Origin of the sequence: Bradyrhizobium forestalis (genome assembly GCF_002795245.1) — a bacterium.
Taxonomy (GTDB): domain Bacteria; phylum Pseudomonadota; class Alphaproteobacteria; order Rhizobiales; family Xanthobacteraceae; genus Bradyrhizobium; species Bradyrhizobium forestalis.
Genome location: NZ_PGVG01000003.1, coordinates 280822 through 303270, shown reverse-complemented (window position 1 = coordinate 303270; position 22449 = coordinate 280822). Strand labels below are relative to the sequence as shown.

The following is a 22449-nucleotide window of genomic DNA, read 5'->3' as shown; positions in this document are numbered from 1 at the left end:
GATGGCCGAGCGCGTGATCAGGCTGCCCGACGTCGGCGAAGGCATAGCGGAAGCCGAGCTCGTGGAATGGCACGTGAAGGTCGGAGACGTCGTACGCGAGGATGCCGTGCTCGGCGCCGTCATGACCGACAAGGCGACCGTCGAAATCCCCTCACCGGCTGACGGTCGCGTCACCTGGCTCGCCGGCAATGTGGGCGACCTTCTCGCCATCGGCTCGGACTTCGTTCGGCTGGAGATAGACGGCAAGAGCGAGCAGGCGGCCGAGGCGGCCAAGCTTGCATCGCCCGCGGCCAGCGCTGCGAGCAAGAGGGCTGATCACGGCGCAACCGCCCCGCGCACGCGGGCGAGCGAGCCGTCCGACGCACAGAGGTCGCAGCCCTCCGCTTCGCCACTCCACCACGCAGTCGAACGGCCTTTGGCGGCTCCCGCCGTCCGGCTCCGTGCGCGGGAAGCAGGCGTCGACCTGCGGCAGATTCGCGGCACGGGTCCGGCTGGGCGGATCACTCACGATGATCTCGACGCCCATCTCGCGCACGGCCGCACCGGATCGACGGCGACACCGCATCCGGCACAAACTGCAGTCACTGACATCAAGATCGTCGGCTTGCGCCGCAAGATCGCCGAGAAGATGTCGATTGCGAACTCCCGCATCCCGCACATCACCTACATCGAAGAGATCGATGTCACGGCGCTCGAGGATTTGCGCGCGAAGGTCAACGGCCGGAAGCGGCCGGACAAGCCGAAGCTGACATTGTTGCCGTTCCTGATGCGCGCCATGGTGCGCGCGATCGCCGAGCTGCCGCATCTCAATGCCCATTTCGACGATGAGGCCGGGATCGTGCACCAGCACGCCGGCGTCCATATCGGGATCGCCACCCAGACCCCGACCGGTCTCGTGGTACCCGTCGTCCGGCATGCGGAAGCACGCGACCTCTGGGATTGCGCCACTGAGGTCGCGCGGCTCGCCGAAGCAGCTCGAAACGGCAACGCCACCCGCGACGAACTTACCGGCTCAACCATCACCATCACATCGCTCGGCGCGCTCGGCGGGCTCGCGACGACCCCCATTATCAATCACCCGGAGGTCGCGATCGTCGGCGTCAACCGGATCGCCATCCGACCGCACTGGGACGGTGCGGCCTTCGTGCCGCGCCAGATGATGAACCTGTCATCCAGCTTCGATCATCGCGTGATCGATGGTTTTGATGCCGCCCAATTCGTGCAACGCATCAAGCTGCTGCTGGAAACGCCGGCCATGATCTTCATTGATTGATAGTGCGATGGCTGAAATCAACTGCAAGCTCCTTGTCATCGGCGCGGGCCCTGGCGGCTATACCTGCGCGATCCGCGCCGGCCAGCTCGGCATCGATACGATTGTCGTCGAAGCCGAGAAGCCGGGTGGCACCTGTCTCAATGTCGGCTGCATTCCCTCCAAGGCTCTGATCCATGCGGCCGGCGAGTATCAAACGATCGCAGCTGCCGCCGAGGAAGAGAGTGCGCTCGGAATTTCCACGGCAAAGCCGTCGCTCGATTTCGCCAGGACCGTCGCCTGGAAGGACAGCATCGTCCGGCGCCTCAACGGCGGCGTGGCCGGCCTCCTGAAGAAGGCGGGCGTCAGGCTCATAGCCGGGCATGCTCGTTTTCGCGATGGCAAGTCCGTCGAGGTCGAAACGCGATCCGGCGCGCAGATGATCCACGCCGAAACGGTGGTGATCGCGACGGGCGCCGAGCCCGTCGCGCTTCCGCACATGCCATTCGGAGGCCGCGTGATCTCGTCGACCGAGGCGCTGGCGCTGACCGAGATCCCGAACAAGCTGGTCGTGGTCGGCGGCGGCTACATTGGCCTCGAGCTCGGCACGGCGTTCGCGAAGTTAGGCGCGGCCGTCACGGTCGTCGAGGCCGAGCCACGCATTCTGCCGCAATATGATGGCGAACTGAGCGCGCCGGTCGAAAGGCGCCTGAGTGCGCTCGGAGTCACCGTCCTGACAGGCGCGAAGGCGAAAACGCTGATCGCGGACGGTACCGCGCTCACGATCGAGACCGCCAGCGGTGAGCAGAGGACGCTGGATGCCGACAAGATCCTCGTTACGGTCGGCCGAAGGCCGGCGACATCCGGCTTTGGCCTCGAGACTCTCGATCTCGACATGACTGGACCTTTCATCGGGATCGACGACCGATGCCGCAGCTCGATGCACGGTGTCTTCGCGATCGGCGATATCACGGGAGAGCCGATGCTGGCACATCGCGCCATGGCGCAGGGCGAAATGGTCGCAGAGATCGTCGCCGGTCGCCGCCACGCCTGGGACCGGGTTTCGATCCCGGCGATCTGCTTCACCGATCCCGAGATCGTCACCGTCGGCCTGTCGCCGAACGAGGCAAGCGGCAAGGGCTTCGATGTCAAGACGGATCTCTTCCCGTTCAAGGCCAACGGTCGCGCACTGACGCTGGAGCGTGAGGACGGCTTCATACGCACCGTTGCGCGGGCTGACAACCATCTTCTGCTTGGAATTCAGGGGGTCGGAGCCGGCATCGCCGAACTTTCAGCCGCCTTCAGCCTTGCGCTGGAGATGGGTGCGCGCCTCGAGGACATCGCGATGACCATCCACGCGCATCCGACCCAAAGTGAAGCGTTTCACGAGGCATCGCTGAAATCGCTGGGACATGCAATTCATATCTGAAATACAGGGGGAACCATGAGCCAGACCACGATCCTCGCCAGTCCCGCAAGCGGGGCGAACACGGCAATCGAGACCTCGACCATCATGCTGAGATTCTCTAGTCGCAGCTATTGCCATGCTAGCCTCCAGGCCGAGACGTCTTCCCGGACGGCTGCTCTGCGACCGAGCGCGTCCCGTCCCACGACGCACTAACACGACGCGTTCCTACGTCGTAGCCTAGTTGCCAGCAGCACCAGCATGAACGACGCTGCCGTCATCAGCGTCGAGATTGCGGCGATCGTGGGATCGATCTCGTCGCGGAGCGCGGTGAACATGCGCTTGGTCAGCGGCTGATACTGGCCGCCGGAGATGAACAGCGCGACAATGGTCTCATCCATCGCCGAGATGAAGGCGAAGATGCCACCGGCGACAACGCTGGACTTGATCTGCGGCAGCGTCACCGCGAAGAAGCTGCGCAGGCGGTTCATGCCGAGGCTACGCGCTACCATCTCTTGCGCCGGGTCGAAGCTTTGAAGGCCCGCCAGCACGGAGATGACGACATAAGGCAATCCCAGCATCACGTTCGCCAACACGAGACCAGGCATGGTCGCGACCAGGCCGATCTTGGCATAGACGAAGAAGATGCCCACCGCGGTGATGATGATCGGCACCACCAGCGGCAGCAGCAGCGCCATGTGGACGATGCGCATGATGCGCAGCTTGGACTGGCAGATGGCATAGGCGGCGGCAACGCCAAGCGGCGTCGCGATTACGACGGTCAGGAATGCGACCGTCAGCGTCACCCGCGTCGCCTGCATCCAGGCGGGATTTGAGAAATACTGCTGGTACCAACGCGTTGAGAACGACGGTGGCGGGAAGCTCAGAAAGCGCGCGCCGGAGAACGAGATCGGCGCGATGATCAAGACCGGCATGATCAGATAGACCAGCACCAGCGCGCTGATCACGTAGAGAAGAATCCGGGCGGGCGAGGCGCGCATCATCTCTGCCCCAATACCCGATCGAGCGAGATGAAGCGGCTCACGACGAAAAATATCACGAGCACGCTCAGGAGCAACACGACGGCGACCGCGCTCGCGGCACCGAACTGGTTATAAAGCTCGACATTGCGGCTCACCAGCATCGAGACCATCACCGTGCGTCCGCCGCCCAGCAATTCCGGCGTGATGTAAAAGCCGAGACAGAGTACGAACACCATGGTGCAGCCCGCGAGAACGCCCGGCAACGACAGCGGCAGGAAGACACGGACAAACGTCAGCGACGGGCTCGCCCCCAGGCTGGCGCCGGCCTGCATGAGGTCGCCGGGGATCTTCTGCATGGTGGCGTAGAGCGGCAGCACCATGAACGGCAGCAGGATGTGCACGGTCGCGACCACCGTGCCGAACGTGTTGTGGACCAGCGCGAGCGGCTCGGAGATGACCTCGAGGTAGCGCAGGAACTGGTTGATCACGCCGGTGCGCTGGAGCAGCGCCAGCCATGCATAGGCGCGGACCAGCACGCTGGTCCAGAACGGCAACACGACCAGCGACAGGATGAGGATGCTCCACCCCCTGGGCACGGAATTGGCAAGATAGGCCACGGGATAGCCGAGCAGCAGTGCGATCACCGTCACCGCAAGGCTGATCTCGAAAGTCAGCGCAAAGCTGCGCCAATAGATGTCCTCGGTGAAGACGCGGCGATAGTTCTCGAGCGTAAAGCCGTCATGGTAGATCGACTGCCAGGCGAGCCAACCGACCGGCAGCACGATCAACAGGAGGATCACGAGCAGCGCCGGCGACACGAGTGCCAGCATCAGGCCGTGCTCGCGGCGCTGATGCTTTTGCGATGGATCGGACAGGGATGTCGTCAATGCTGGCCTCGCCTACTTCTGCATGAACGACGCCCAGCGCTTCTCAGCCGCCTCGCCCGCGGGCGAGGACCACCAGGCATAGGACATCAGCGCCTGCTTGGCCGCATTGGCCGGCTCGCTCGGCAATTGCGCGGCGCGTTCGGGCTTGATCACATTGGTCTCGAACGCCCTTGGATTGCCCGGGCCGTAGTCGATGTTGAGCGGCAAATTGGCCTGGTGCACGGGATCGACAGCCTCGTTGATGAACTTCACCGCGGTCCCAAGATTCGGCGCGCCCTTGAGGATGCAGAGCGAGGTGCTCTGCAGGATGCCCTGGTTGTAGGTGAAGGAGACCTTTGCGCCCTCCTTGGCGACCGCGCTGACGCGGCCGTTCCAGGCCATCTCCATGTCGACCTCGCCGTCATTGAGGAGCTGCGCCGACTGCGCGCCGGAGGTCCACCACACCGTGATGTGCGGCTTGATCTCCTCCAGCTTCTTGAAGGCGCGATCGACGTCGAGCGGATAGAGCTTGTCCGGCGCGACGCCGTCCGCCATCAGCGCCGCCTCGAGCGTGGCGATGGGATGATTGCGCAGCGCGCGGCGGCCGGGGAATTTCTTGACGTCCCAGAAGTCGACCCAGCTATTCGGCGCGTCCTTCGGAAAGGTCTTCTGGCTGTAGGCCAGCACGCTGGAGTAGAACTCGTACGACACCGAATAGGGACTGCGATAGGCCTCGGGCATCGCCGCCGCGTTCGGGATTTTCGAGAAGTCGAGCTTCTCGATCAGACCCTGCTCGCCGCCGCGCAGGCAATAGCCGGTCGGGGTATCCACGACGTCCCAGATCGGCTTGCCGCTACCTACCTGGGTCTTGATCGCCGGCCAGGCATCGGGAATGGAGTCCTGGTTGATGGTGATACCGAGCTTCTTGGCGGAGGGATCGAGGATCGCCACCGTCTGCGCCTGCTGATAGGCGCCGCCTTGCGACACGAAGGTGATCTGTTCTGCGGCGTTGGCCGCGGTACCGAGCGCGATCGCACTGATCGAAGCACCCAACAGGGCGTAACAAAATCCAGAATTCCGTTTCGCCGTCATCGTCGCCTCCTCCATCGCCAAAGAGATCTCACTGACCGATCGCATCGAGAAACTGGTACCAGCCGGCGACCATGCGCACGGCGGGCTCGCGCAGCGGATAGAACGGAATGGGTTTCATGCGCTTGATATCGAGCAGGCCGACATCGGGCATCTCACCGCGGACGAAGGCGGCGAGATAGCGGCCCATCAGGCTCGACGTGGCGACGCCTGCGCCGTTGTAGCCCATCGAGACCAGCGTGCGCTCGTCGATCCGGCCGATATGCGGCACCGAATCCAGCGTCATCGCCACGAGGCCCGACCACTTGTATTCGAGCGGAACATCGGCGAGATCAGGAAAGATGCCGACCATCGCCCTGCGCAAGGCGTCAAATGCGGCCTGGGAATCCTGCTTGCCGAAGGCGCCGCGTCCGCCAAAGATCACGCGATTGTCGACCATGCGGAACCAGCGCATCATGCGCTTGGTCTCGGTGTAGGTACGCCCGGTTGGCATCAGCTTTCCCGCGAGATTGCGCGGCAGCTGCTCGGTCGCAACCATGGCGCTGCGGAACGGGATCAGCGTGCACTGCATGTGCGCCGTCGCGCCGGTGAGATCGGAATAGCTGTTGGTAGCGATGATCGCCTGTTTTGCGCGCACCGCACCTTGCGGCGTCTCGGCGACGATGCCGCCATTCTCCCGCCGCAGCTTCACCACGGGCGATTCCTGGAAGATCGGAACACCGCGCCGCGCGATGCCGTCGGCGAGACCACGCAGATAGTTCAGCGGATGGATGCCGCCCGAGCCGGGATTGAGCACGCCGCCGACGAAAATGTCGGAGCCGGTCTCCTCGCGCACGCCGTTCTTGTCGAGGATGCGGACCTCGGCAGAGCCCATCTCGCGCGTCATCCAGTTAGCTTCGTCGATCGCGGCCTTCAGAGTCGTCTCGTTGTGCGCGGCCTTGACCTGGCCGGTACGCGTCAGGTTCGCGCCGGTGATGCCGAATTCGGAGACCAGCTCCTCGACCATGTCGGTGGATTCATGCGCGATCTCGTACATGCGCTTTGCCATGGCGCGGCCATGTGCGGCATCGATCTCGCGAAACGACAGACGGAATTTTGCCGTGATCACCCCGCCATTGCGCCCGCTCGCACCCCAGCCGGGACGGTTCGCCTCGAGCACGATCGGCGACAGGCCGTCCCCGGCGATGTGGTGCGCGGCGGAGAGACCGGTGTAACCAGCCCCGATGATCACGACATCCGCTTGTTGCTCGCCCGACAGCACGGGAAAATCACGCGCCGGCTCCGCGGTGGCTTCCCACAGCGAGTTCACCGATGGCAGCGCGCTCCAATCCCGTGTCATGCCTGCGCTCACGGATTTATGCCGCAGGTCCGATGGCCGCGTCGGCAAGCGCTTTCAGCGTCGGGAAGTGGAAGTCGGGCTTGGTCAACGTCTCCACTGCCGGCGTAGCGCCGAAGCCCGCAATGCCCTGGCGGCGCTCGATCCAGCACACCTTGTAGCCGAGTTTCCGCGCGATCCCGATGTCGTGATACTGGCTCTGCGCGACGTGCAAGATGTCGGACTGCTTGTAACCGAAAGCCGACTGGCGGCCCTTGTTGTAGGCGAAGAACTCCGGGTTCGGCTTGGCGACGCCAGTGTCGTCGGCGCAGACGGTGTCGTCGAACGAATTGCCGAGCGCATGGGCGTAAGCGGACAGCGCGACGCGATCGGCGTTGGTCATCGCGACCAGGCGGAATTTGGTGCGCAGGCGCTTCAAGGCCTCGACGGAATCGGCGAAGGGGCTCCAGCGCAGCACCGAGAGCTGGAACGCATCGCACGCGGCATCATCGGCCGGCAGGTCCAGTTCCTGGGCGAGATGGCGGTAGACGTGGAACATCGCCTCGCTCGAGCGCTCATAGTGCTTGTCGCGGCCACGCTTGTAGGGCTCGAAGATCTGGTCGTCGCTGAGCTCGGCCGGGGTCTTGCCCGAAATCCGGCGCACCGCAGCGAGCACGCCGCTCTCGAAATCGATCAAGGTGCCGACGACATCGAAGGTGAGGACCTTGAAATGGCTGAATGCGGCTGGGGTGGACATGGTCGCTTCTTCTCTCGGTTGAACGGGCTTGGGTTCAGTCCACCCGGGGCACGACGATAGTGTCTTCGGGGTGGAGGGTGACGGTGAGGCTGCCGCCGAGCGGCGGAATCCGGCTGTAGGCCTGGTGATAGGCCGGCTGGCGCAAGCTGAACTCGATGCCGCCTTCCAGCGCCAGGAAGATGCGCAGGCTCTCGCCCTGATAGACGATGTCGGTGACCGTCCCGGTCAGCCGGTTGCAGGCGGGATCCTGCGCGCCGTCGTCGATCAGCAGCTTTTCGCTGTGCACCGCCAGCATCAGGGCATCGCCATCGGGAAGCGCGCGCGCACTGCGCAGCAGCACATTGCCGAGTGCGATCCTGGAGGTGTCAAGGCGGCGGACCGAGAGCATGGTCGCCTCGCCGATGAAGCTGGCGACGAAGGAATCGGCGGGATGGTCGTGCAGCCGCTCGGGCGTGTCGATCTGGATCAGGCGGCCGTCGCGCATTACCGCTACGCGGTCGCTCATGGTCAGCGCCTCGCGCTGGTCGTGGGTGACGTAGATGATGGTGGCGCCGATGCGCTTGTGCAGCGCCCGCAGCTCGATCTGCATGGATTCGCGCAGCTGCTTGTCGAGCGCGGAGAGCGGCTCGTCCATCAGGATCAGGCGCGGCTCGAAGATCATCGCGCGCGCCAGCGCCACGCGCTGGCGCTGGCCGCCCGAGAGCTGCGCGATGCCGCGCTCCTCATACCCGGCGAGCCCCACCATCGCGAGCGACGCAAGCACCTTGTCCGGCCAGATCGCTTTGGGCAGCCGCCGCGCGCGCAACGGAAAGGCGACGTTCTCGCCGACGCTCATATGCGGGAACAGCGCGTAGTTCTGGAAAACCACGCCGATATCGCGCTTGTGCGGCGGCATGTAGGTGACGTCGCGGCCGCCGAAATGGATTGAGCCCGACGATGGCAGGATGAAGCCGCCGAGAATGCCGAGCAGCGTGGTCTTGCCGGAACCGGAGGGACCGAGCAACGAGACGAACTCGCCGGGGCCGACATCGAGGGACACGTCGTCCAGGGCGCGAACGGCGCCATACGCCTTGCTCGCGGACCTGATCTCGACGCTCTCCGCTCGCTTGTCCAATGACCGACCTCACCAATCCCTGCAACGGCGTGCCTCACTGCGCGCCATAAGCCTGCTTTATAGACAGGGATCCTGAGCACTCACGGCTGAAGCGTGCAGTGCACCTAACCCTCTCTCGCGAGCCTTATCTTTAGGCTGTGATGCCAATGACAACAGACTTGGCAAGACCCGGCAATTGCCAAATTGTTACGGGCCTCATAACATGACGTTATGCCTGAGTTGCGCCGGATGCTGCCTTCCAGTAACGCCCTGTTCGTCTTCGACGCAGCGGCGCGCAATGGCAGCTTCACCGCGGCGGCCGCCGAATTGAACGTCACGCAGCCGGCAGTGAGCCGCATGCTCGGGCAGCTCGAGGAGCATCTCGGCGTGCGCCTGTTCGACCGCACAGCGGGCCGCGCGGTGCTTACCGAGGAAGGCGAGCTGCTCTATCGCCGCGTGCTCGAAGGCTTTCGCAGCATCGAGAGCGGGCTCGTCGAGATTGAGCGACGCCGCAAGGGCACCGAGACGGTGACGCTGTCGGTATCCTCCGCCTTCACCACACATTGGCTGATGCCGCGCATCGACAAGCTGCAGAAGCAGTTTCCGCAAGTCGATCTGCGCTTCCAGCTCATCTCTGGTGCGCTACGCGGACCGGTGGAGAACGTCGATCTCGGCATGCGCTTCCGCGATCGCGACGAGCCGTCATCCGGCGGCACGCTGGTGATGAAGGAAGTCATGCTGCCCATGTGCAGCCCCGGCTATCTCGGCGAGACCGACCCCACGGAAGGTAACACCATCATTCGTCTCGCCGAGACGCCGGGCGACTGGGCCGCGGATTACGCCTCGCTGCTCACCGGGCGCCGCGGCGCGGCCAAGGCGCTGAGCTTCACCGACTATGCCGTCGTGGTGCAGGCTGCACTACTCGGCCAGGGCATTGCGCTCGGCTGGCTGACGGTCGCCTCGCATTGGCTGCTCACCGGCGCGCTGGTGCCGGCCTCCGACACACTCACCACCACGCGCCGCATCTGCGAATTCCTGCCGCCCCGCAACCGACCGATGCGCCCGATCGCCGCCGAGATCCGCGACTGGATTACCGCGCAGATGAAGAGCGAGATCGCCGCGATCGATCGGCTCTATCCGAAGCTCGGCGCAAGGGCTGCGTGTTATTGATGTGAAGGCGCGGATCGTACTGCCGCTCGACCGGCTCTGCTGGAGCACCGAGTTGATATCGGTCAGCGCCGTCGAAAGCGCGGACTGGTCCGACGAGGAGATCGTGCCGGCCGAGACTTCCGCTTCCTTCCTTCTTGATCAGCCTCCAGCCCGGACGGAGACGGCTTCCGCTTTTCGTTCAGTGGCAAGCATCTTATTCGTGCACTCACTTCAGATAACTCGCAAGATTCAGGCTCAAGATCTTCCCGAGAGCAGAATAGGACGCCGTGAGTTGCGCCTGGTAAATCGAGAGCTGCGCCGTGATGGCGGCGACGTCGACGCTGGTCAGGTCATTCGACAAGGTCTCCGCGTAACTCTTGTAGTCGGCCTGGCGAGCGCTCGCGGTCTCGATCGAGGACGACGGGCTCGACAGCTTTGCCTGCACGGCGGCGGTGTCGTCGAGCGCCGTGCTGGCGAGGTCGAGCGCGCCGGTGATGTCCGAAGACGACAGCGTGGTGCTGTTGGCGGCGAACTTCAGCACGCGCATCACCTCCTCGAACGCCGAAGAATTGTCCGCAGTGACGCCGTAGGACACGGTCCAGGCCCCGTCGTCCAGATTGGCGAGGCGATCGATCACCACAATGTGCCCAATGCTCCGAACTGAGGTCTCGCTCCAATCCATCATGGTCAATTTGAGGAAGTCATGGCCAACGAGAACGAGGCCGATCAAGCGAGAGCATTGCGGCCGGAAGCCAGCGGGTCTCTTCACTCTGGTCTAGATGCTGCGATAGCGCTCGATAGAGGCAAGATCGGGCACTATTCCAAGCCCGGGCTCTTCGCCAAGTTTAACGGTCCCCTCCCTCACGTTGATGATCGAGCCGCAAAGCCGATCGCGCAGCGGGTTGTCGTTGGCATCGACTTCCAGCCAGCCATCACCTCCGATACCGGCGAGAAGATGCGCGGAGGCAAGCAAGCCGAGACCTCCGCCGAGATAGTGCGGGCAAAACGTCTTGCCTGCCGCCAGGATGTCGCGCGCCAGCCCGGCGCAGAGGCTGAGGCCGCCCCATTTCGCAACATCAGGCTGAACCACGCCAAGCACGCCTTCCGACAGAACATCCCTGAAGGCTTCGACGCTCGAAATGTTTTCGCCGGCGGCAATCGGCATCGTCGCTGCAGCGCGCAGCCTGCGCCATTCCTCGCGCGGGCGATCGGCGCGGATCGGCTCCTCCAGCCAGCGCAGATCGAATTCGGCCAGCCGCGGCAGCATCTGAAGCGCCTGCGCCATTGACCAGCCCTGATTGGCATCGCTGGCAAGCATGCCGGCGCCGACAAGTCCGCGCAGCGTGGCCAGATTGGCGAGGTCGGTCTCGGTGCCGAAGCCGACCTTCAGCTTCAGCGCGCGATGGCCGCGCTTGAGCGCGGCCCCCGCTGCCTGCGCGGCTCCCCCAGGGTTGATGCCGCTGGCATAGACCTTGATCGTGTCGGACTGCCCGCCCAGAAGCCGCCAAAGCGGCAAACGCTGGCGGCGTGCGGAGAGGTCCCACAGCGCGAGATCGATGCCCGAAATCGCCTGCGCAAATGGTCCCGGTTCGCCGCACTGAAGCGCCAGCACCTCGGTGCCCTTGCTCAGGGTCTCGAAGGCCTGAGCAGGACTGTCGAATTTGCGGCCGACAAGGCCGGGCGCAAGCACCTCGTTGACGAGCCGGGCGCGATGCTCCGCGCCGGGCGCTGGGAAGTTGGACCAGGCTTCACCCCATCCCTCGACGCCGTCTTCATCGACGGCGCGAACGAAGACGGCGGGACGGTTGAGCATCTTGCCGAACGACGTCACCACCGGCGTCGCCAGCGGATAGCGATAGCAAAACGCCTCGATCGAGCGGATGGTGAAACCGTCAGTCATGTCGCGGATCCTGCGGTCGGGATGAGACCACGCAGTGCCACTATCTCAATAGGCGCGCGCGAAGTCACCTTCCTGCTTGATATCAGTAAACACCGGAAAGCGCGCCTTCCATGGCGCGGCCTTGGCCGTGGTCAGCTCGTTGAGCCGTTCCAGCACGCCGAGGCCGTCCTTGCGCAGGCTCGCCGACACCGCCGCCCGATCCGGAAAGTTCCTCAGCACGGCGTCGAGCCAGATGGTGCGACCGGCCAGGAAGCCGCCGGCTCCCGCCGCATAGGCGAAATCGAGGACACGCTCGAACTTTTCCGGTGCAGCGCCGCCGGACAGAAGTACCCAGGGAATGCTGCGCTCGCGGCAGATATCGCCGATCGCGTCGAACTCCTTCTGCGCGGCCTTCGCTTCCGCGCTACCGTCGCGGGCCGGCAGGCTGCTCGCCGCAAGCGGGCTCTCCAGCTTAAGGAGATCGACGCCGTATTCGGGCTTGGCGAACTCGCGTACGCTGTCGATAACGAGACCTGGAAGCTTGCCCGGCGATTCCACATAGTCGGCGGTGTGATTGGCGCTGCCGAGGAACGGATAAACCAGCAGCTCTAGGACATAGGGGATGTCGTGGCGGGCGCACTCCACGCCGATCTCGCGCACAAACCGCTTCTGATGCTCGTTCACGGCGGGGTCTGCGTCCGGCCGGTACCAGGCCAGCACCTTGACGGCATCGCCGCCCATGGCGCGGATCTTCTCTACGCTCCAATTGGTAATGGCGCGCGACTTGCGGCCGCCCGCGGTTTCCTCGACGCGGTGCTCTTCCAGAGTCATGATCAGGCCGCAGCGCGGCGGCAAGAGATCGATCGCGGCAGGCACCGCAAAATTCGGGTCGAACAGCATCGAGCTGCAATGCGGCGCGAGGTTCTCGACGAGAAGACGCTTGGCCGCCGTGACGTCGGAATACTCAACCTCATCCCGCGTGATGCCCTTCGCCTTGGCGATGGCGTCGAACAGTGGCGGCCGCTGGTCCAGCGCGACCATGCGAAAGTGGCCATCCGCGTCAGCAAGCCGTGCCAGGCCGCGGTTCTTTCCAATCGTTCTCATGGTTTCGTCCTCATGAATGCAAGACACTCGTTGATATCGGGAATTCCATTGCGGCCGCCGGCGTGGCGGCATTTCATGGCGGCCGTGGCTGCCGAAAACGCCATGGCGGTGCGCACATCGAGACTGGCGCCGATCGCAAGCGCATAGGCGCCGTGGAAGACGTCGCCGGCGCCTGTGGTGTCGACGACCTCGACGCCATAGGCAGCCTGCCGATGCGACTGGCCGTTCGCGTACCAGCTCACGCCTCCCTCGCCGCGCGTGACGGCGATGACCCGGCAGCCGAAGCGCGCGAGCGCCGCAAGCGATTTGTCTTCGGCCGAGCCGGCAAAGGATTTGAGCGCGGGCTCGGAGAAGATCGTATGATCGGTCAGCGGCAACAGCCGCTCGAATACCTCGGCGTCGGCCATGTCGCCGTCCAGCACCGTCGGAATGCCGCGCGCGCGGGCCTCGCGGAACAGCGTCGCTGCGCCCTCAACCCAGCGCGGATCGGCCAGCACGGAGGATGCGCGCGCGACGGCTTCGAGCGGAAGCCAATCCGCGGCTTCCGGGTAAAGTCCGCGGAAATTGACGATCTGCCGCTCGCCGAAACTGTCGACGATGATTCCGGAGACGGACGAGCGCCCGTCGGGAAACAGCCGGAAGTTCTCGACGTCGACGCCTTCGGCTATGAAGGCCGATTTCATCTCATGGCCGGCGGCGTCATTCCCCGCCCGCCCCCAGAACGCGACGGACGCGCCGAGCCTTGCTATCGCGACCGAAGCGTTGGCGGCCATGCCGCCGCCAAGCGTGCCATAGCCGGTCGCCTTGATCTTCTCGCTTCTTCCCGCGAACAGACGATCGACGCGCCAGACCTGGTCGAGCGCGGACAGTCCGAGGCAGATCACGTGCACAGGCCTGGCCTTGGACGCGACGTCCGCCAGCGCCGACAGGTCACCGATATTGGCTGCCGAGCTCACCGCAGCACCTGCCCATTGGCGGCATCGAACAAATGCGTCTTGCCAGGCTGCGGACGCAAGCTGATGCGGTCGCCGACCTTCGGCCGCAGCGACGGGTCGACCCGGGCGATCGCCGAGACGCCGGCGAGATCGAAATGGATCAGCGTATCCGAGCCGAGCGGCTCGACCAGCCTGACGTTGATGGCGATGCCGTCGGCATCAGCGGCTAATGCAAAATGCTCCGGGCGAATGCCGAGCACGGCATTGCCGGCCTGACGCAAGCGGCTGGCGGCATCGCCGTCGAGAGCGACCGCCGTTCCGCCTTGCGAGAGAACCGCACGCTCCTGCCGCCATTCGACCGGAAAGAAATTCATCGCGGGCGAACCGATGAAGCCGGCGACGAACTGGTTGGCGGGCCGCTCGTAAACCGTCTCCGGCGTGTCGTATTGCTGGATCGTGCCGCTTTGGAGCACCACGATCCGGTCGGCCATGGTCATGGCCTCGATCTGGTCGTGGGTCACGAAGACCATGGTGGTCTTCAGCTCCTGCGACAGGGCCTTGATCTCGGCCCGCACCTGTCCGCGTAGCTTGGCATCGAGATTGGACAGCGGCTCGTCGAACAGAAACGCCTTGGGATTCCGCACGATGGCGCGGCCCATGGCGACGCGCTGGCGCTGGCCGCCGGAGAGCTCCTTCGGCTTGCGGTCGAGATAAGGCTCGATGTGCAACAGCGCTGCGGCGCGCTTCACGCGGGCGTCGATCTCCGCCTTCGGCACGCCACGGAGCTCCAGCGCAAACGACATGTTGTCGTAGACCTTCATGTGCGGATAGAGCGCATAGTCCTGGAACACCATCGCGATGTCGCGCTGCGCGGCCTGCACGCCGTTGACGCGCTTGTCGCCGATGTAGAGGTCTCCCGACGAAATCGGCTCAAGGCCCGCAATGATCCGCAGCAAGGTCGACTTGCCGCAGCCGGACGGACCGACGAACACGACGAACTCATGGTCCGCGATCTCCAGATTGAGATCGGGGATCACGGTGAAATTGCCGTAGCGCTTGACGAGATTGCGGATCGAGATCGAGGCCATGATCGCTCAGTCCAGCGCCAGAACCGGCTTGATCAGCTCGCCCCTGGCGAAGCGGGCGAAATTCTCAGGGAGAGCCGAGAGGCCGAACTCGCCATCGACGAGAACGCGGTATTCGTCCTTGTACTTGCGCAGCAGCTCGACATTCGGCTCGAAATCCTGGAACGGGAAGTAGAAGGTTCGGATCATGTAGAAATCCTTGCGCCGAAACACCTTGCCTTCCTCGATGGTCCAGGGCGCGGCGTTCTCGCCGACCAGCACCAGCGCGCCGCGCGGCAAGACCAGCTCGATGCCGAGATTGCGCGCCGCATGCGCGCCGGAGCATTCCATGATGAGGGCGAAGCGCTTCGAGGTGTCGCCTATGGGGTGCGCCTTCGCGCCGAAGGATTGCGCGATTCCGAGGCGCGCGGCGTTGGGATCGGCGACATGAACGTCATCATAGCCGAGCGCGCGGAGCGCCAGCACGACGCCGAGGCCGACAGGCCCTGCCCCCATCACGAGAACCGGGCCGGCTTCAGCGGGCGGCACGACACGGCTGACGAAGCGCACGGCATGGCCGGACGTACCGATGGTGTCGAGCAGCAGCGGCGCAAGACTGTCCTCGATATCATCGGGCACCGGCAGCAGGCAGTTTTCCGGCACAGGCACATATTCGGCATAGCCGCCCGGCCTGTTCCAGCCGATCAGGCTGGAGACTTCCAGGCACATCTGGGTATCGCCGCGCTTGCAGGCCGCGCAATGGTCGCAGTGCAGGGGGATATAGACGGCGCAGCGGCGGCCGTGCAGACGATGACCGGGCTGCTCGACCACGCCAAAGATCTCGTGACCTGCGGTGAACTCGGCGCCCTTGTGCCAGAGCTTGAAGTCCGAGCCGCACAGCGCCGTGCGCGAGATGCGCACCAGCACCTCGCCCGTGCCGACGTCGGGTAAGGCCACGCGCTCGATGGTGATGCGATCGTTGCCGTGGAAGACCGCGGCCTGCATGATCGAATTGGGTCGAGGTGATACATTCATCAGAGACCTAACCTTTCACCGCGCCGAGCGTCAGCCCGGACACCAGCCAGCGCTGCACGAGAGCCGCCAGCACCAGCGGCGGCAACGCGATCAACGTCGCCGCGGCCATCAGCGCGCCCCATTGCGTCGAGCCTTCGCCGATGAAGTTGAAGGCCGCCGCGATCAGCGTCTTGGTGTCGCCGTTGGAGAGCACCAGCGCAAACAGGAAGTAGTTCCACGAGAACACGAAGGCGAGGATCGCCGAAACCGCGACGCCGGATGCAACAAGCGGCAGTGCGATGCGCCAGAGGATGCGCGTGACGCTGCATCCATCGACTTGCGCCGCCTCGAACACGCTGCGCGGGATACCATCAAAGGACGGCAACAGAACCCAGATCACGATCGGCAGCGTGATGACGGCATGGCTGAGGATCAGCGCGGTGTACGAGCCGATCATGCCGACCTGCCGGAACATGACGTACCACGGCAGCAGGAACAGCGTGCCGGGCGCCATGCGCGCCGCCAGGGTCAGGATCGCCGGCCACGAAATCCGCGTCCAGGAGACGGCGAAGGCAGCGGGAATTCCGAACAGTAGTCCGAGCGCGGTCGAGCCGACGGTGACGATGAGGCTGTTGAGTGCGTAACTCAGGAACGGCGTGGTCTTGGTCAGCTCGACATAATTGTCGAGCGTCGGCGTGAAGATCAGCGTCGGCGGATAGGCTGTCACCTCGAAGGACGGCTTGAATGAAGACAGCACCATCCAGACCGTTGGCGCCATGATGAGCACGCCGGCCAGCACGAGCTGCACCAGGTTGAGCCGGCGGATCCAGTGATCGGTGGTGGCAGCGTCTGTCATCGCGTCACCAGGCGACTGCGCCGCGCAGGCGGTTGAAGGCGAGCACGGCGCCGAACACGATCGCCGTCAGCGTCAGCATCAAGGCGCTGGCATAGCCGATGTTGAAGAACTCGAAGCCGACCCGGAAGCCGTAGATGTTGAGCGTGTTCGAGGCGTTGCCCGGGCCGCCCTGAGTGGTGATGTAGATGATGTCGAAGAAGCGCAGGAGATCGACGCTGCGCAGGATCGCGGCGGTGACGATGGTCGGCAGCAGCAGGGGCAGCGTGATGCGCTGGAACGTCCTGAACGGGGATGCGCCGTCGATCTGCGCGGCCTCGTAGACGCTCGGCGGCAGCGATTGCAATCCGCCCAGCACGATCAGGGCGACGTAAGGCGTCCACTGCCAGCTGTCGATCAGCGCCACGGTCGGAATGACCAGGGATGGCGAGGCCAGCCAGTCCGACGGCGGCAGGCCGAACGACTGCAGGATATAGTTCGCCGCCCCCAGCGAGGGATCGAGGATCACCAGCCACATCATGCCCGCCACCACCGGCGGCATCATGAAGGGCGAGATGAACAGCGAGCGAACGATGCCCGGCAGGCGCTTGGCGTGAAACAACACCAGCGCGAGCCAGACGCCGAAGACGAGCTGGAGCACCAGCGACAGCACATAGAGCGCGATCGTGACCCACAACCCGTGCCAGAACTCGTAGTCGGAGATTAGCTTCGAATAGTTGGCGAGGCCGGCAAAGGACTGCTTGCCGGTCGAGGAGAAATGCTGGAAACCGAGCCAGATCGTGTAGACGACCGGAAACGCGATCATCGCGACCGTGAAGATCACGGCCGGCGCCGAAAGCGCCGCCATCTCCAGCTTCTGCCGGTCCTGCGTGAGTGTCGCAGCCGTGTCCGACATGTGTTCGTGTCCTCGATCGAGTTAGGTGCCGGCCGGCAGCAGGCCAGCCGGCATCGGGCGGCTAGTTGAGCGCGATCAGCGCGTCCAGCGCCTTGTCGGCATCCGCGCAAGCCTGATCGACGGTCTTCTGCTTCAGAATTAGATCCTGCACCGCCTGCCCGATGAACTCGCGCGATTGCGGATTGGCGACGATGGGATAGCCGACCTCGGAGGAGCCCTTGGTGGCGAGCACGTCGAGCGCGGCCTGCCATTCCTTGCGGACCGGCTCCTCGTCGATCCACTTGCGATATTCGGGATCCTTGGCGACCGATGGGCGCGGCGGGGCAATGCCCTGCAGCGCCATCTTCTTCTGCACCTCGGGGCTGGTCGCCCATTGCACGAAGTACCAGGCCGCCTCCGGCTGCTTGCTGTGCGAGGACACCGCGATGCCCCAGCCGATAGTGGTCGGCACATGGCCGGCCTCGCCCGCCGGGAATGGCAACAGGCCGGTGTCCTTCAGCCGGGCGCCGCCTTCCATCACCGTGCGCAGCTCATTGGAGGATTCGAACGCCATCGCCGCGCGGCCGCTGCGGTAGAGCGCCGATATCTGCTGGAAGCTGTAGTTGACGACGCCGGGCGGTCCGAAGTCGCGCAGCAGCCGGCTATAGGTGTCGAGCGCTTCCTTGCCTTTGGTCGAGCAGAGGTTCGACTTGCCGCTTGCGATATAGCTGCCGCCGATATTGTGCAGCATGTTGCTGAAAGTGTAGGCGACCGCGGGCTTGAGGCCGCGCGAGACGAACGGCGTCACGGCGCTGTCGCAAGCCTTGATCTTCTCGGCGGCGACCTCGACATCCTTGATCGTCTTCGGCGCCGCGAGGCCGCACTTTTTGAAGATGTCGGTGCGATAGTAGAAGATCGGACCTTCGATGTTCATGGGCATGCTGGTCAGCTTGCCGCTGAAGGTCGCGGCCTTCAGCAAGGCCTGGCTGAGCCCGGCCGGGTCGTACTCCTTGGCGACCTCGTTCTTGGCCATCGCGGTGAGATCGGCGTACCAGCCGGCGGCGGCGAACTGCTCGCCCTCGCGTGAGGGCAACGTCATGAACACGTCGACCTCGTCGCTGTTCGCGTTCATCACGGTGACCAGACGCTGGCGCATCTGCTGCTCCTGATAGCCGTCGACCTTCAGCGTCATGCCGGTCAGCTTCTCGAAGTCGGCCTTGTAGGTCAGCAGCGCCTGCGCGACCGGATTGTTGTTGGCGAGAAAGGTGACGGTCTTGCCCTTGAACTTCATCCAGTCGAAATCGGCCGCGTGCGCCTGCGCGCAGGCAGCGGCAATCACGAAAACGGGCAACGCGAGCCGCGTCGCGAGCATCCTGGCCTTCATCGAACTCTCCTCCCGGCTGGCTGCCTTAAGTCGGCAGGCCATTTTTGAACGCGTTTGAGCACTATCTGAAAACGGTTACAATCTAGACTTCGCATCCGTCCTGTCAAGCGATGGACAACTTACGAAATCTGCGGCAAATTCGCGATATTTCCGCTGTCGAGCGGTTGCTTACCCTATGTAACGTTACATCCATGCGGCTGACCAACACCAAATCTGTGAAACAGGGAATACGGGCCGTCGCGGCCCGGGCCGGCGTTTCAACCGCATCGGTGTCGCGGGCCCTCAACAACCCGGATGCGGTGAGCCCATCTCTACGCGCGCGGATCGAGCAAGCCATCGAAGCGCTCGGCTACATCCCGCATGCGCCGGCGCGCATCCTATCGTCACGTCGCTCGCGTACCCTTGGCGCGATCGTGCCGACGATCGACAACACGATGTTCGCGCGCGGCATTGCTTCGCTCCAGCAGTATCTGTCGTCGGTCGGATACATGCTGTTCCTCACCACGAGCGGATATGACCTCGATGTCGAACTGCAGCAGGCGCGCAATCTGATCAGCCGCGGCGTCGACGGCCTCGTGCTGCGCGGCGATTGCCATCACGACGGATTGCGCAAGCTGCTGGCCGACAATGCGGTGCCCTTCATCAATGTCGGCATCTATCAGCCTGACCGGCCCTACCCTTGCGTCGGCACGAACAACGAGGCGGCCGCCCATCGCGCCGCCGCGCACGTCATCGAGCTCGGTCACCGGCGCATCGGGATCGTCTCGGCGCTCCAGCGCAACAACGACCGCGCCAGCGCGCGCGTCGCTGGCTTTCGCCGCGCGCTCGCCGAGAGAGGCCTCGAACTTCCGCCGCAATGGCACGTCGAGGTGCCCTATACGCTGGATGACGCGCGCGAGGCTGCGCGTCATCTTCTCAATCTCAAGGACCGTCCGACCGCCGTGGTGTGCGGCAACGACGTCATCGCCTATGGCGTGCTGCTCGAGGCGGAGCGCGACGGCTTTTCCGTGCCGCGCGACCTGTCGGTGGTCGGCTTCGACGACCTCGACTGGAGCCGCCATTTGCGCCCGAGCCTCACGACGATCCACGTACCGACCGGAGAGACCTGGCAGCGCGCCGGAGAATATCTGGTGCGCAGCCTTGCCGGGGAGCAGACCATCATGCATCGCGAGATCGACTTCTCACTGGTGGTCCGTGAATCGACGGCTCCGCCTCCGAAATCCCTGAAGTGAGACCCTACGGATGAATTCGAATTTCTCCCTCGCGCCCGGCTTTCATGCCGTCGTGATCGGCGGCGCCGGCGACATTGGCGCGGCCATCAGCAGCCAGTTTTGCGACCTCGGCGCGACGGTGACCGCAAGCGCCGCGAACGAGGCCGATCTCGCCCGCACCCTGCTCAAGCCGCGCACCGGGCTCACGCTCGCGACACTCGACGTCACCGATGATGCGGCCGTGAACTCCTTCGCGCGGCAGCACACGCGGGTCGACGCGCTGGTCAACTGCGCCGGAATTCTCGCGCGCGACAAGGAATTCGAGATCGAGACGTTCATGAAGGTGCTCGACGTCAATCTCACCGGCACGTTCCGGACTTGCATGGCGTTCCACCCGCTGCTTGCGGAGCAGAAGGGCTCGATCGTCAACATCGCCTCGATGAACGCGACGCTGGCGCTGCCACGGATTCCCGCCTATTGCGCCAGCAAGGGCGGCGTCGTGATGCTGACGAAAGCGCTGGCTCTGAAGTGGGCCGAGGAAGGCATCCGCGTCAATGCGGTGGCGCCCGGCTATATCGAAACGGCGATCAACGCCGCCGGCCGCACCGACCGCGCCCATTATCAGCGCATCGCCGACCGGACCGCGTTCAAGCGCTGGGGACAGCCCGAGGACATCGCCGGGGCAGTCGCCTTCCTGTGCATGCCGGCTTCGCAATATGCGACCGGCACGGTGGTCGCGGTGGACGGAGGATTTCTCGCGGGATGACCCGCACCCTGTTGCACCGCGAAACCATTTGCGCCGCAACATCCAAAATGAGACTGCCCGTCAAGCCGAACGAGGCGCCCACGCGTGCACCGCATGCAACTTCGGCTAGCTTTCCCGTCAAATCCGCGAGCCCTTGAGAGCCGCGGGCGTCGCGCCGGTTGGCGACAAATCGACGACAGAGGGGAGGAGCACAATGTCGAAATGCAGTGTGGGGCTGCTCGCGCTGAGCAGCCTGTTTCTTTCAGGCGCCGCGATCGCTCAGGAAAAGATCAAGGTCGGCGTGACCGCAACGCTCGAAGGCACCTACACGGTGCTCGGCGAGGACGGCATGCGCGGCCACCAGACGGCGCTCAACGTGCTGGGCAAGAAGGTCGGCGACAAGGAGCTCGAGTTCATCGTCGCCTCGACCGACGCAACGCCGGACTCCGCCGTGCGCGCGGTGCGCAAGCTGATTGAGCAGGACAAGGTGCAGATCCTGCTGTCGCCGCTCTCCGGCGACGAAGGCATCGCGGTGAAGAACTTTGCCAAGACCCATCCCGAGCTGACCTTCGTCAATGCGGCCTCGGGCGCGCAGGAAACCACCTATGTCGACCCCGCGCCGAACTTCTTCCGCTACAACATGGACGGCGCGCAGTGGCAGGTCGGCCTCGGCAAATACGCCTATGAGGAAAAGAAGTATCGCAAGATCGCAACCGTCGGTGAGGACTATTCCTTCATCTACACCCAGGTGTTCGGGCTGGTACTCGAATTTTGCGGAATGGGCGGACAGGTCACCAACCGGCAATGGGTGCCGCTCGGAACCAAGGACTTCGCCTCCGTCATCGCCGCCCTGCCCGACGATGTTGATGCGATCTATCTCGGGCTCGGCGGGGCGGATGCCGTCAACTTCCTCAACCAGTATCAGCAGGCCGGCGGCAAGGCGCATCTGATGGGCGGTTCCATCATGATCGACCAGACCATCCTGTCGTCGAAAGGCAACGCCAAGAACGCCTTGATCGGAACCATCGCGGCGAGCGGTCAGGCCGACACCTGGGAGGATCCGGGCTGGCAGAAGTTCGTGAAGGCCTATCAGGACGCCTTCCCGCCCAACAAGCGCTTCCCGAGCCCGTCGCTGCTGGCGACCAACTACTATGATTCAACCATGGCGCTGATCCTCGCGCTGCGTCAGGTCAATGGCGATCTCTCCAACAACCAGGCAAAGTTCAGGGAAGCACTGGCGAAGATCGAGCTCGACGCGCCGAACGGCAAGATCAAGCTGGACTCCAACCGCCAGGCGATCGGCACCAACTTCGTCACCGAAGTCGTCGATGACGGCAAGGGTGCGCTGTTCAGCAAGGTCGTGAAGGTGATCCCGAACGTGAACCAAACGCTCGGCTACGATCCGGCCGTGTTCTCCAAGATCGGACTGCCGAGCCGCGCCGTTCCGGAATGTAAGAAATACTGACGCATCACGCCTGCG

The 22449-nt window shown here is 64.3% G+C and carries 20 protein-coding genes and 1 pseudogene; 6 read left to right on the top strand and 15 right to left on the bottom strand.

Annotation, left to right across the window (positions count from 1 at the left end; all coding sequences use genetic code 11):
* Position 1: 1 nt before the first annotated feature.
* Both CVM73_RS05790 and lpdA read left to right on the top strand, forming a co-directional pair.
* On the top strand, positions 2 to 1273 hold the full coding sequence (locus CVM73_RS05790; RefSeq protein ID WP_100231042.1) for a dihydrolipoamide acetyltransferase family protein: 1272 nt from the start codon (positions 2 to 4) through the stop codon (positions 1271 to 1273).
* A 7-nt stretch (positions 1274 to 1280) separates the two neighbouring features.
* A complete protein-coding gene (gene lpdA / locus CVM73_RS05785) occupies positions 1281 to 2678 on the top strand; it encodes a dihydrolipoyl dehydrogenase (RefSeq protein ID WP_100231041.1) in 1398 nt (465 codons plus the stop codon).
* Positions 2679 to 2866: 188 nt separating this feature from the next.
* Here the strand turns inward: lpdA and CVM73_RS05780 are convergent, their stop codons facing one another.
* From CVM73_RS05780 to CVM73_RS05755, 6 genes are all read right to left on the bottom strand, one after another.
* Positions 2867 to 3658, bottom strand: coding sequence for an ABC transporter permease (locus CVM73_RS05780; protein WP_100231040.1), 792 nt, complete (start codon positions 3656 to 3658; stop codon positions 2867 to 2869).
* Entirely contained in the window at positions 3655 to 4467 is an 813-nt protein-coding gene (locus CVM73_RS05775) for an ABC transporter permease (RefSeq protein WP_100231039.1), read from the bottom strand. Before CVM73_RS05775 ends, CVM73_RS05780 begins: the two co-directional genes overlap by 4 nt.
* A 69-nt stretch (positions 4468 to 4536) precedes the next feature.
* On the bottom strand, positions 4537 to 5595 hold the full coding sequence (locus tag CVM73_RS05770) for an ABC transporter substrate-binding protein (RefSeq protein ID WP_167406655.1): 1059 nt from the start codon (positions 5593 to 5595) through the stop codon (positions 4537 to 4539).
* A gap of 28 nt (positions 5596 to 5623) precedes the next feature.
* Entirely contained in the window at positions 5624 to 6931 is a 1308-nt protein-coding gene (locus tag CVM73_RS05765) for an NAD(P)/FAD-dependent oxidoreductase (RefSeq protein WP_167406654.1), read from the bottom strand.
* 16 nt (positions 6932 to 6947) lie between these two features.
* The gene (locus CVM73_RS05760; protein ID WP_100231036.1) at positions 6948 to 7664 is read right to left on the bottom strand and encodes an HAD family hydrolase; all 717 of its coding nucleotides are present in this window, start codon (positions 7662 to 7664) and stop codon (positions 6948 to 6950) included.
* A gap of 34 nt (positions 7665 to 7698) precedes the next feature.
* Positions 7699 to 8778, bottom strand: coding sequence for an ABC transporter ATP-binding protein (locus CVM73_RS05755; protein WP_100231035.1), 1080 nt, complete (start codon positions 8776 to 8778; stop codon positions 7699 to 7701).
* A 210-nt stretch (positions 8779 to 8988) separates the two neighbouring features.
* Here CVM73_RS05755 and CVM73_RS05750 point away from each other — a divergent pair, with 210 nt between their 5' ends.
* The gene (locus CVM73_RS05750; protein ID WP_100231034.1) at positions 8989 to 9927 is read left to right on the top strand and encodes a LysR family transcriptional regulator; all 939 of its coding nucleotides are present in this window, start codon (positions 8989 to 8991) and stop codon (positions 9925 to 9927) included.
* 205 nt (positions 9928 to 10132) lie between these two features.
* Here the strand turns inward: CVM73_RS05750 and CVM73_RS05745 are convergent.
* The 9 genes and pseudogenes from CVM73_RS05745 to CVM73_RS05705 all read right to left on the bottom strand — a co-directional run.
* Positions 10133 to 10504 (bottom strand): annotated as a pseudogene (locus CVM73_RS05745) (flagellin family protein); the annotation flags it as partial.
* Between the two features lie 177 nt (positions 10505 to 10681).
* Positions 10682 to 11806 carry a mandelate racemase/muconate lactonizing enzyme family protein gene (locus CVM73_RS05740; protein ID WP_100231033.1) on the bottom strand — a complete coding sequence of 375 codons (1125 nt, stop codon included), beginning with the start codon at positions 11804 to 11806 and terminating at the stop codon, positions 10682 to 10684.
* Positions 11807 to 11851: 45 nt separating this feature from the next.
* Positions 11852 to 12889, bottom strand: a complete 1038-nt coding sequence (locus CVM73_RS05735; RefSeq protein WP_100231032.1) for a tagatose 1,6-diphosphate aldolase — start codon at positions 12887 to 12889, stop codon at positions 11852 to 11854.
* Positions 12886 to 13845 carry a sugar kinase gene (locus CVM73_RS05730; protein ID WP_100231031.1) on the bottom strand — a complete coding sequence of 320 codons (960 nt, stop codon included), beginning with the start codon at positions 13843 to 13845 and terminating at the stop codon, positions 12886 to 12888. The genes CVM73_RS05735 and CVM73_RS05730 overlap by 4 nt, the downstream gene beginning before the upstream one ends.
* Positions 13842 to 14912 (bottom strand): ABC transporter ATP-binding protein, encoded by a 1071-nt coding sequence (locus tag CVM73_RS05725; RefSeq protein ID WP_100231030.1) that lies wholly within the window; start codon positions 14910 to 14912, stop codon positions 13842 to 13844. Before CVM73_RS05725 ends, CVM73_RS05730 begins: the two co-directional genes overlap by 4 nt.
* 6 nt (positions 14913 to 14918) lie before the next feature.
* Positions 14919 to 15923, bottom strand: a complete 1005-nt coding sequence (locus CVM73_RS05720; RefSeq protein ID WP_100231029.1) for a zinc-dependent alcohol dehydrogenase family protein — start codon at positions 15921 to 15923, stop codon at positions 14919 to 14921.
* Positions 15924 to 15930: 7 nt separating this feature from the next.
* Positions 15931 to 16758, bottom strand: a complete 828-nt coding sequence (locus tag CVM73_RS05715) for a carbohydrate ABC transporter permease (RefSeq protein ID WP_100231028.1) — start codon at positions 16756 to 16758, stop codon at positions 15931 to 15933.
* 4 nt (positions 16759 to 16762) lie between these two features.
* Positions 16763 to 17650, bottom strand: a complete 888-nt coding sequence (locus tag CVM73_RS05710) for a carbohydrate ABC transporter permease (RefSeq protein ID WP_100231027.1) — start codon at positions 17648 to 17650, stop codon at positions 16763 to 16765.
* 61 nt (positions 17651 to 17711) lie between these two features.
* Positions 17712 to 19013, bottom strand: a complete 1302-nt coding sequence (locus CVM73_RS05705; protein ID WP_167406653.1) for an ABC transporter substrate-binding protein — start codon at positions 19011 to 19013, stop codon at positions 17712 to 17714.
* A 191-nt stretch (positions 19014 to 19204) separates the two neighbouring features.
* Here CVM73_RS05705 and CVM73_RS05700 point away from each other — a divergent pair, with 191 nt between their 5' ends.
* The 3 genes from CVM73_RS05700 to CVM73_RS05690 all read left to right on the top strand — a co-directional run bounded on the left by CVM73_RS05700 (position 19205) and on the right by CVM73_RS05690 (position 22434).
* Positions 19205 to 20245, top strand: a complete 1041-nt coding sequence (locus tag CVM73_RS05700; protein WP_100231025.1) for a LacI family DNA-binding transcriptional regulator — start codon at positions 19205 to 19207, stop codon at positions 20243 to 20245.
* A 10-nt stretch (positions 20246 to 20255) separates the two neighbouring features.
* A complete protein-coding gene (locus CVM73_RS05695) occupies positions 20256 to 20990 on the top strand; it encodes an SDR family NAD(P)-dependent oxidoreductase (RefSeq protein WP_100231024.1) in 735 nt (244 codons plus the stop codon).
* Positions 20991 to 21183: 193 nt separating this feature from the next.
* A complete protein-coding gene (locus tag CVM73_RS05690; RefSeq protein ID WP_100231023.1) occupies positions 21184 to 22434 on the top strand; it encodes an ABC transporter substrate-binding protein in 1251 nt (416 codons plus the stop codon).
* The last annotated feature ends 15 nt before the right edge of the window (positions 22435 to 22449 follow it).

Bases quoted from the DNA above. Each gene is read 5' to 3' on its own strand.
- CVM73_RS05720 (WP_100231029.1), bottom strand. From the start codon at position 15,923: ATGAATGTATCACCTCGACCCAATTCGATCATGCAGGCCGCGGTCTTC.
- CVM73_RS05700 (WP_100231025.1), top strand. From the start codon at position 19,205: ATGCGGCTGACCAACACCAAATCTGTGAAACAGGGAATACGGGCCGTC.
- CVM73_RS05710 (WP_100231027.1), bottom strand. From the start codon at position 17,650: ATGTCGGACACGGCTGCGACACTCACGCAGGACCGGCAGAAGCTGGAG.
- CVM73_RS05715 (WP_100231028.1), bottom strand. From the start codon at position 16,758: ATGACAGACGCTGCCACCACCGATCACTGGATCCGCCGGCTCAACCTG.
- CVM73_RS05760 (WP_100231036.1), bottom strand. From the start codon at position 7,664: ATGTCCACCCCAGCCGCATTCAGCCATTTCAAGGTCCTCACCTTCGAT.
- lpdA (WP_100231041.1), top strand. From the start codon at position 1,281: ATGGCTGAAATCAACTGCAAGCTCCTTGTCATCGGCGCGGGCCCTGGC.
- CVM73_RS05765 (WP_167406654.1), bottom strand. From the start codon at position 6,931: ATGACACGGGATTGGAGCGCGCTGCCATCGGTGAACTCGCTGTGGGAA.
- CVM73_RS05770 (WP_167406655.1), bottom strand. From the start codon at position 5,595: ATGACGGCGAAACGGAATTCTGGATTTTGTTACGCCCTGTTGGGTGCT.
- CVM73_RS05690 (WP_100231023.1), top strand. From the start codon at position 21,184: ATGTCGAAATGCAGTGTGGGGCTGCTCGCGCTGAGCAGCCTGTTTCTT.
- CVM73_RS05695 (WP_100231024.1), top strand. From the start codon at position 20,256: ATGAATTCGAATTTCTCCCTCGCGCCCGGCTTTCATGCCGTCGTGATC.
- CVM73_RS05725 (WP_100231030.1), bottom strand. From the start codon at position 14,912: ATGGCCTCGATCTCGATCCGCAATCTCGTCAAGCGCTACGGCAATTTC.
- CVM73_RS05735 (WP_100231032.1), bottom strand. From the start codon at position 12,889: ATGAGAACGATTGGAAAGAACCGCGGCCTGGCACGGCTTGCTGACGCG.
- CVM73_RS05780 (WP_100231040.1), bottom strand. From the start codon at position 3,658: ATGATGCGCGCCTCGCCCGCCCGGATTCTTCTCTACGTGATCAGCGCG.
- CVM73_RS05790 (WP_100231042.1), top strand. From the start codon at position 2: ATGGCCGAGCGCGTGATCAGGCTGCCCGACGTCGGCGAAGGCATAGCG.
- CVM73_RS05750 (WP_100231034.1), top strand. From the start codon at position 8,989: ATGCCTGAGTTGCGCCGGATGCTGCCTTCCAGTAACGCCCTGTTCGTC.
- CVM73_RS05705 (WP_167406653.1), bottom strand. From the start codon at position 19,013: ATGAAGGCCAGGATGCTCGCGACGCGGCTCGCGTTGCCCGTTTTCGTG.
- CVM73_RS05740 (WP_100231033.1), bottom strand. From the start codon at position 11,806: ATGACTGACGGTTTCACCATCCGCTCGATCGAGGCGTTTTGCTATCGC.
- CVM73_RS05775 (WP_100231039.1), bottom strand. From the start codon at position 4,467: ATGCTGGCACTCGTGTCGCCGGCGCTGCTCGTGATCCTCCTGTTGATC.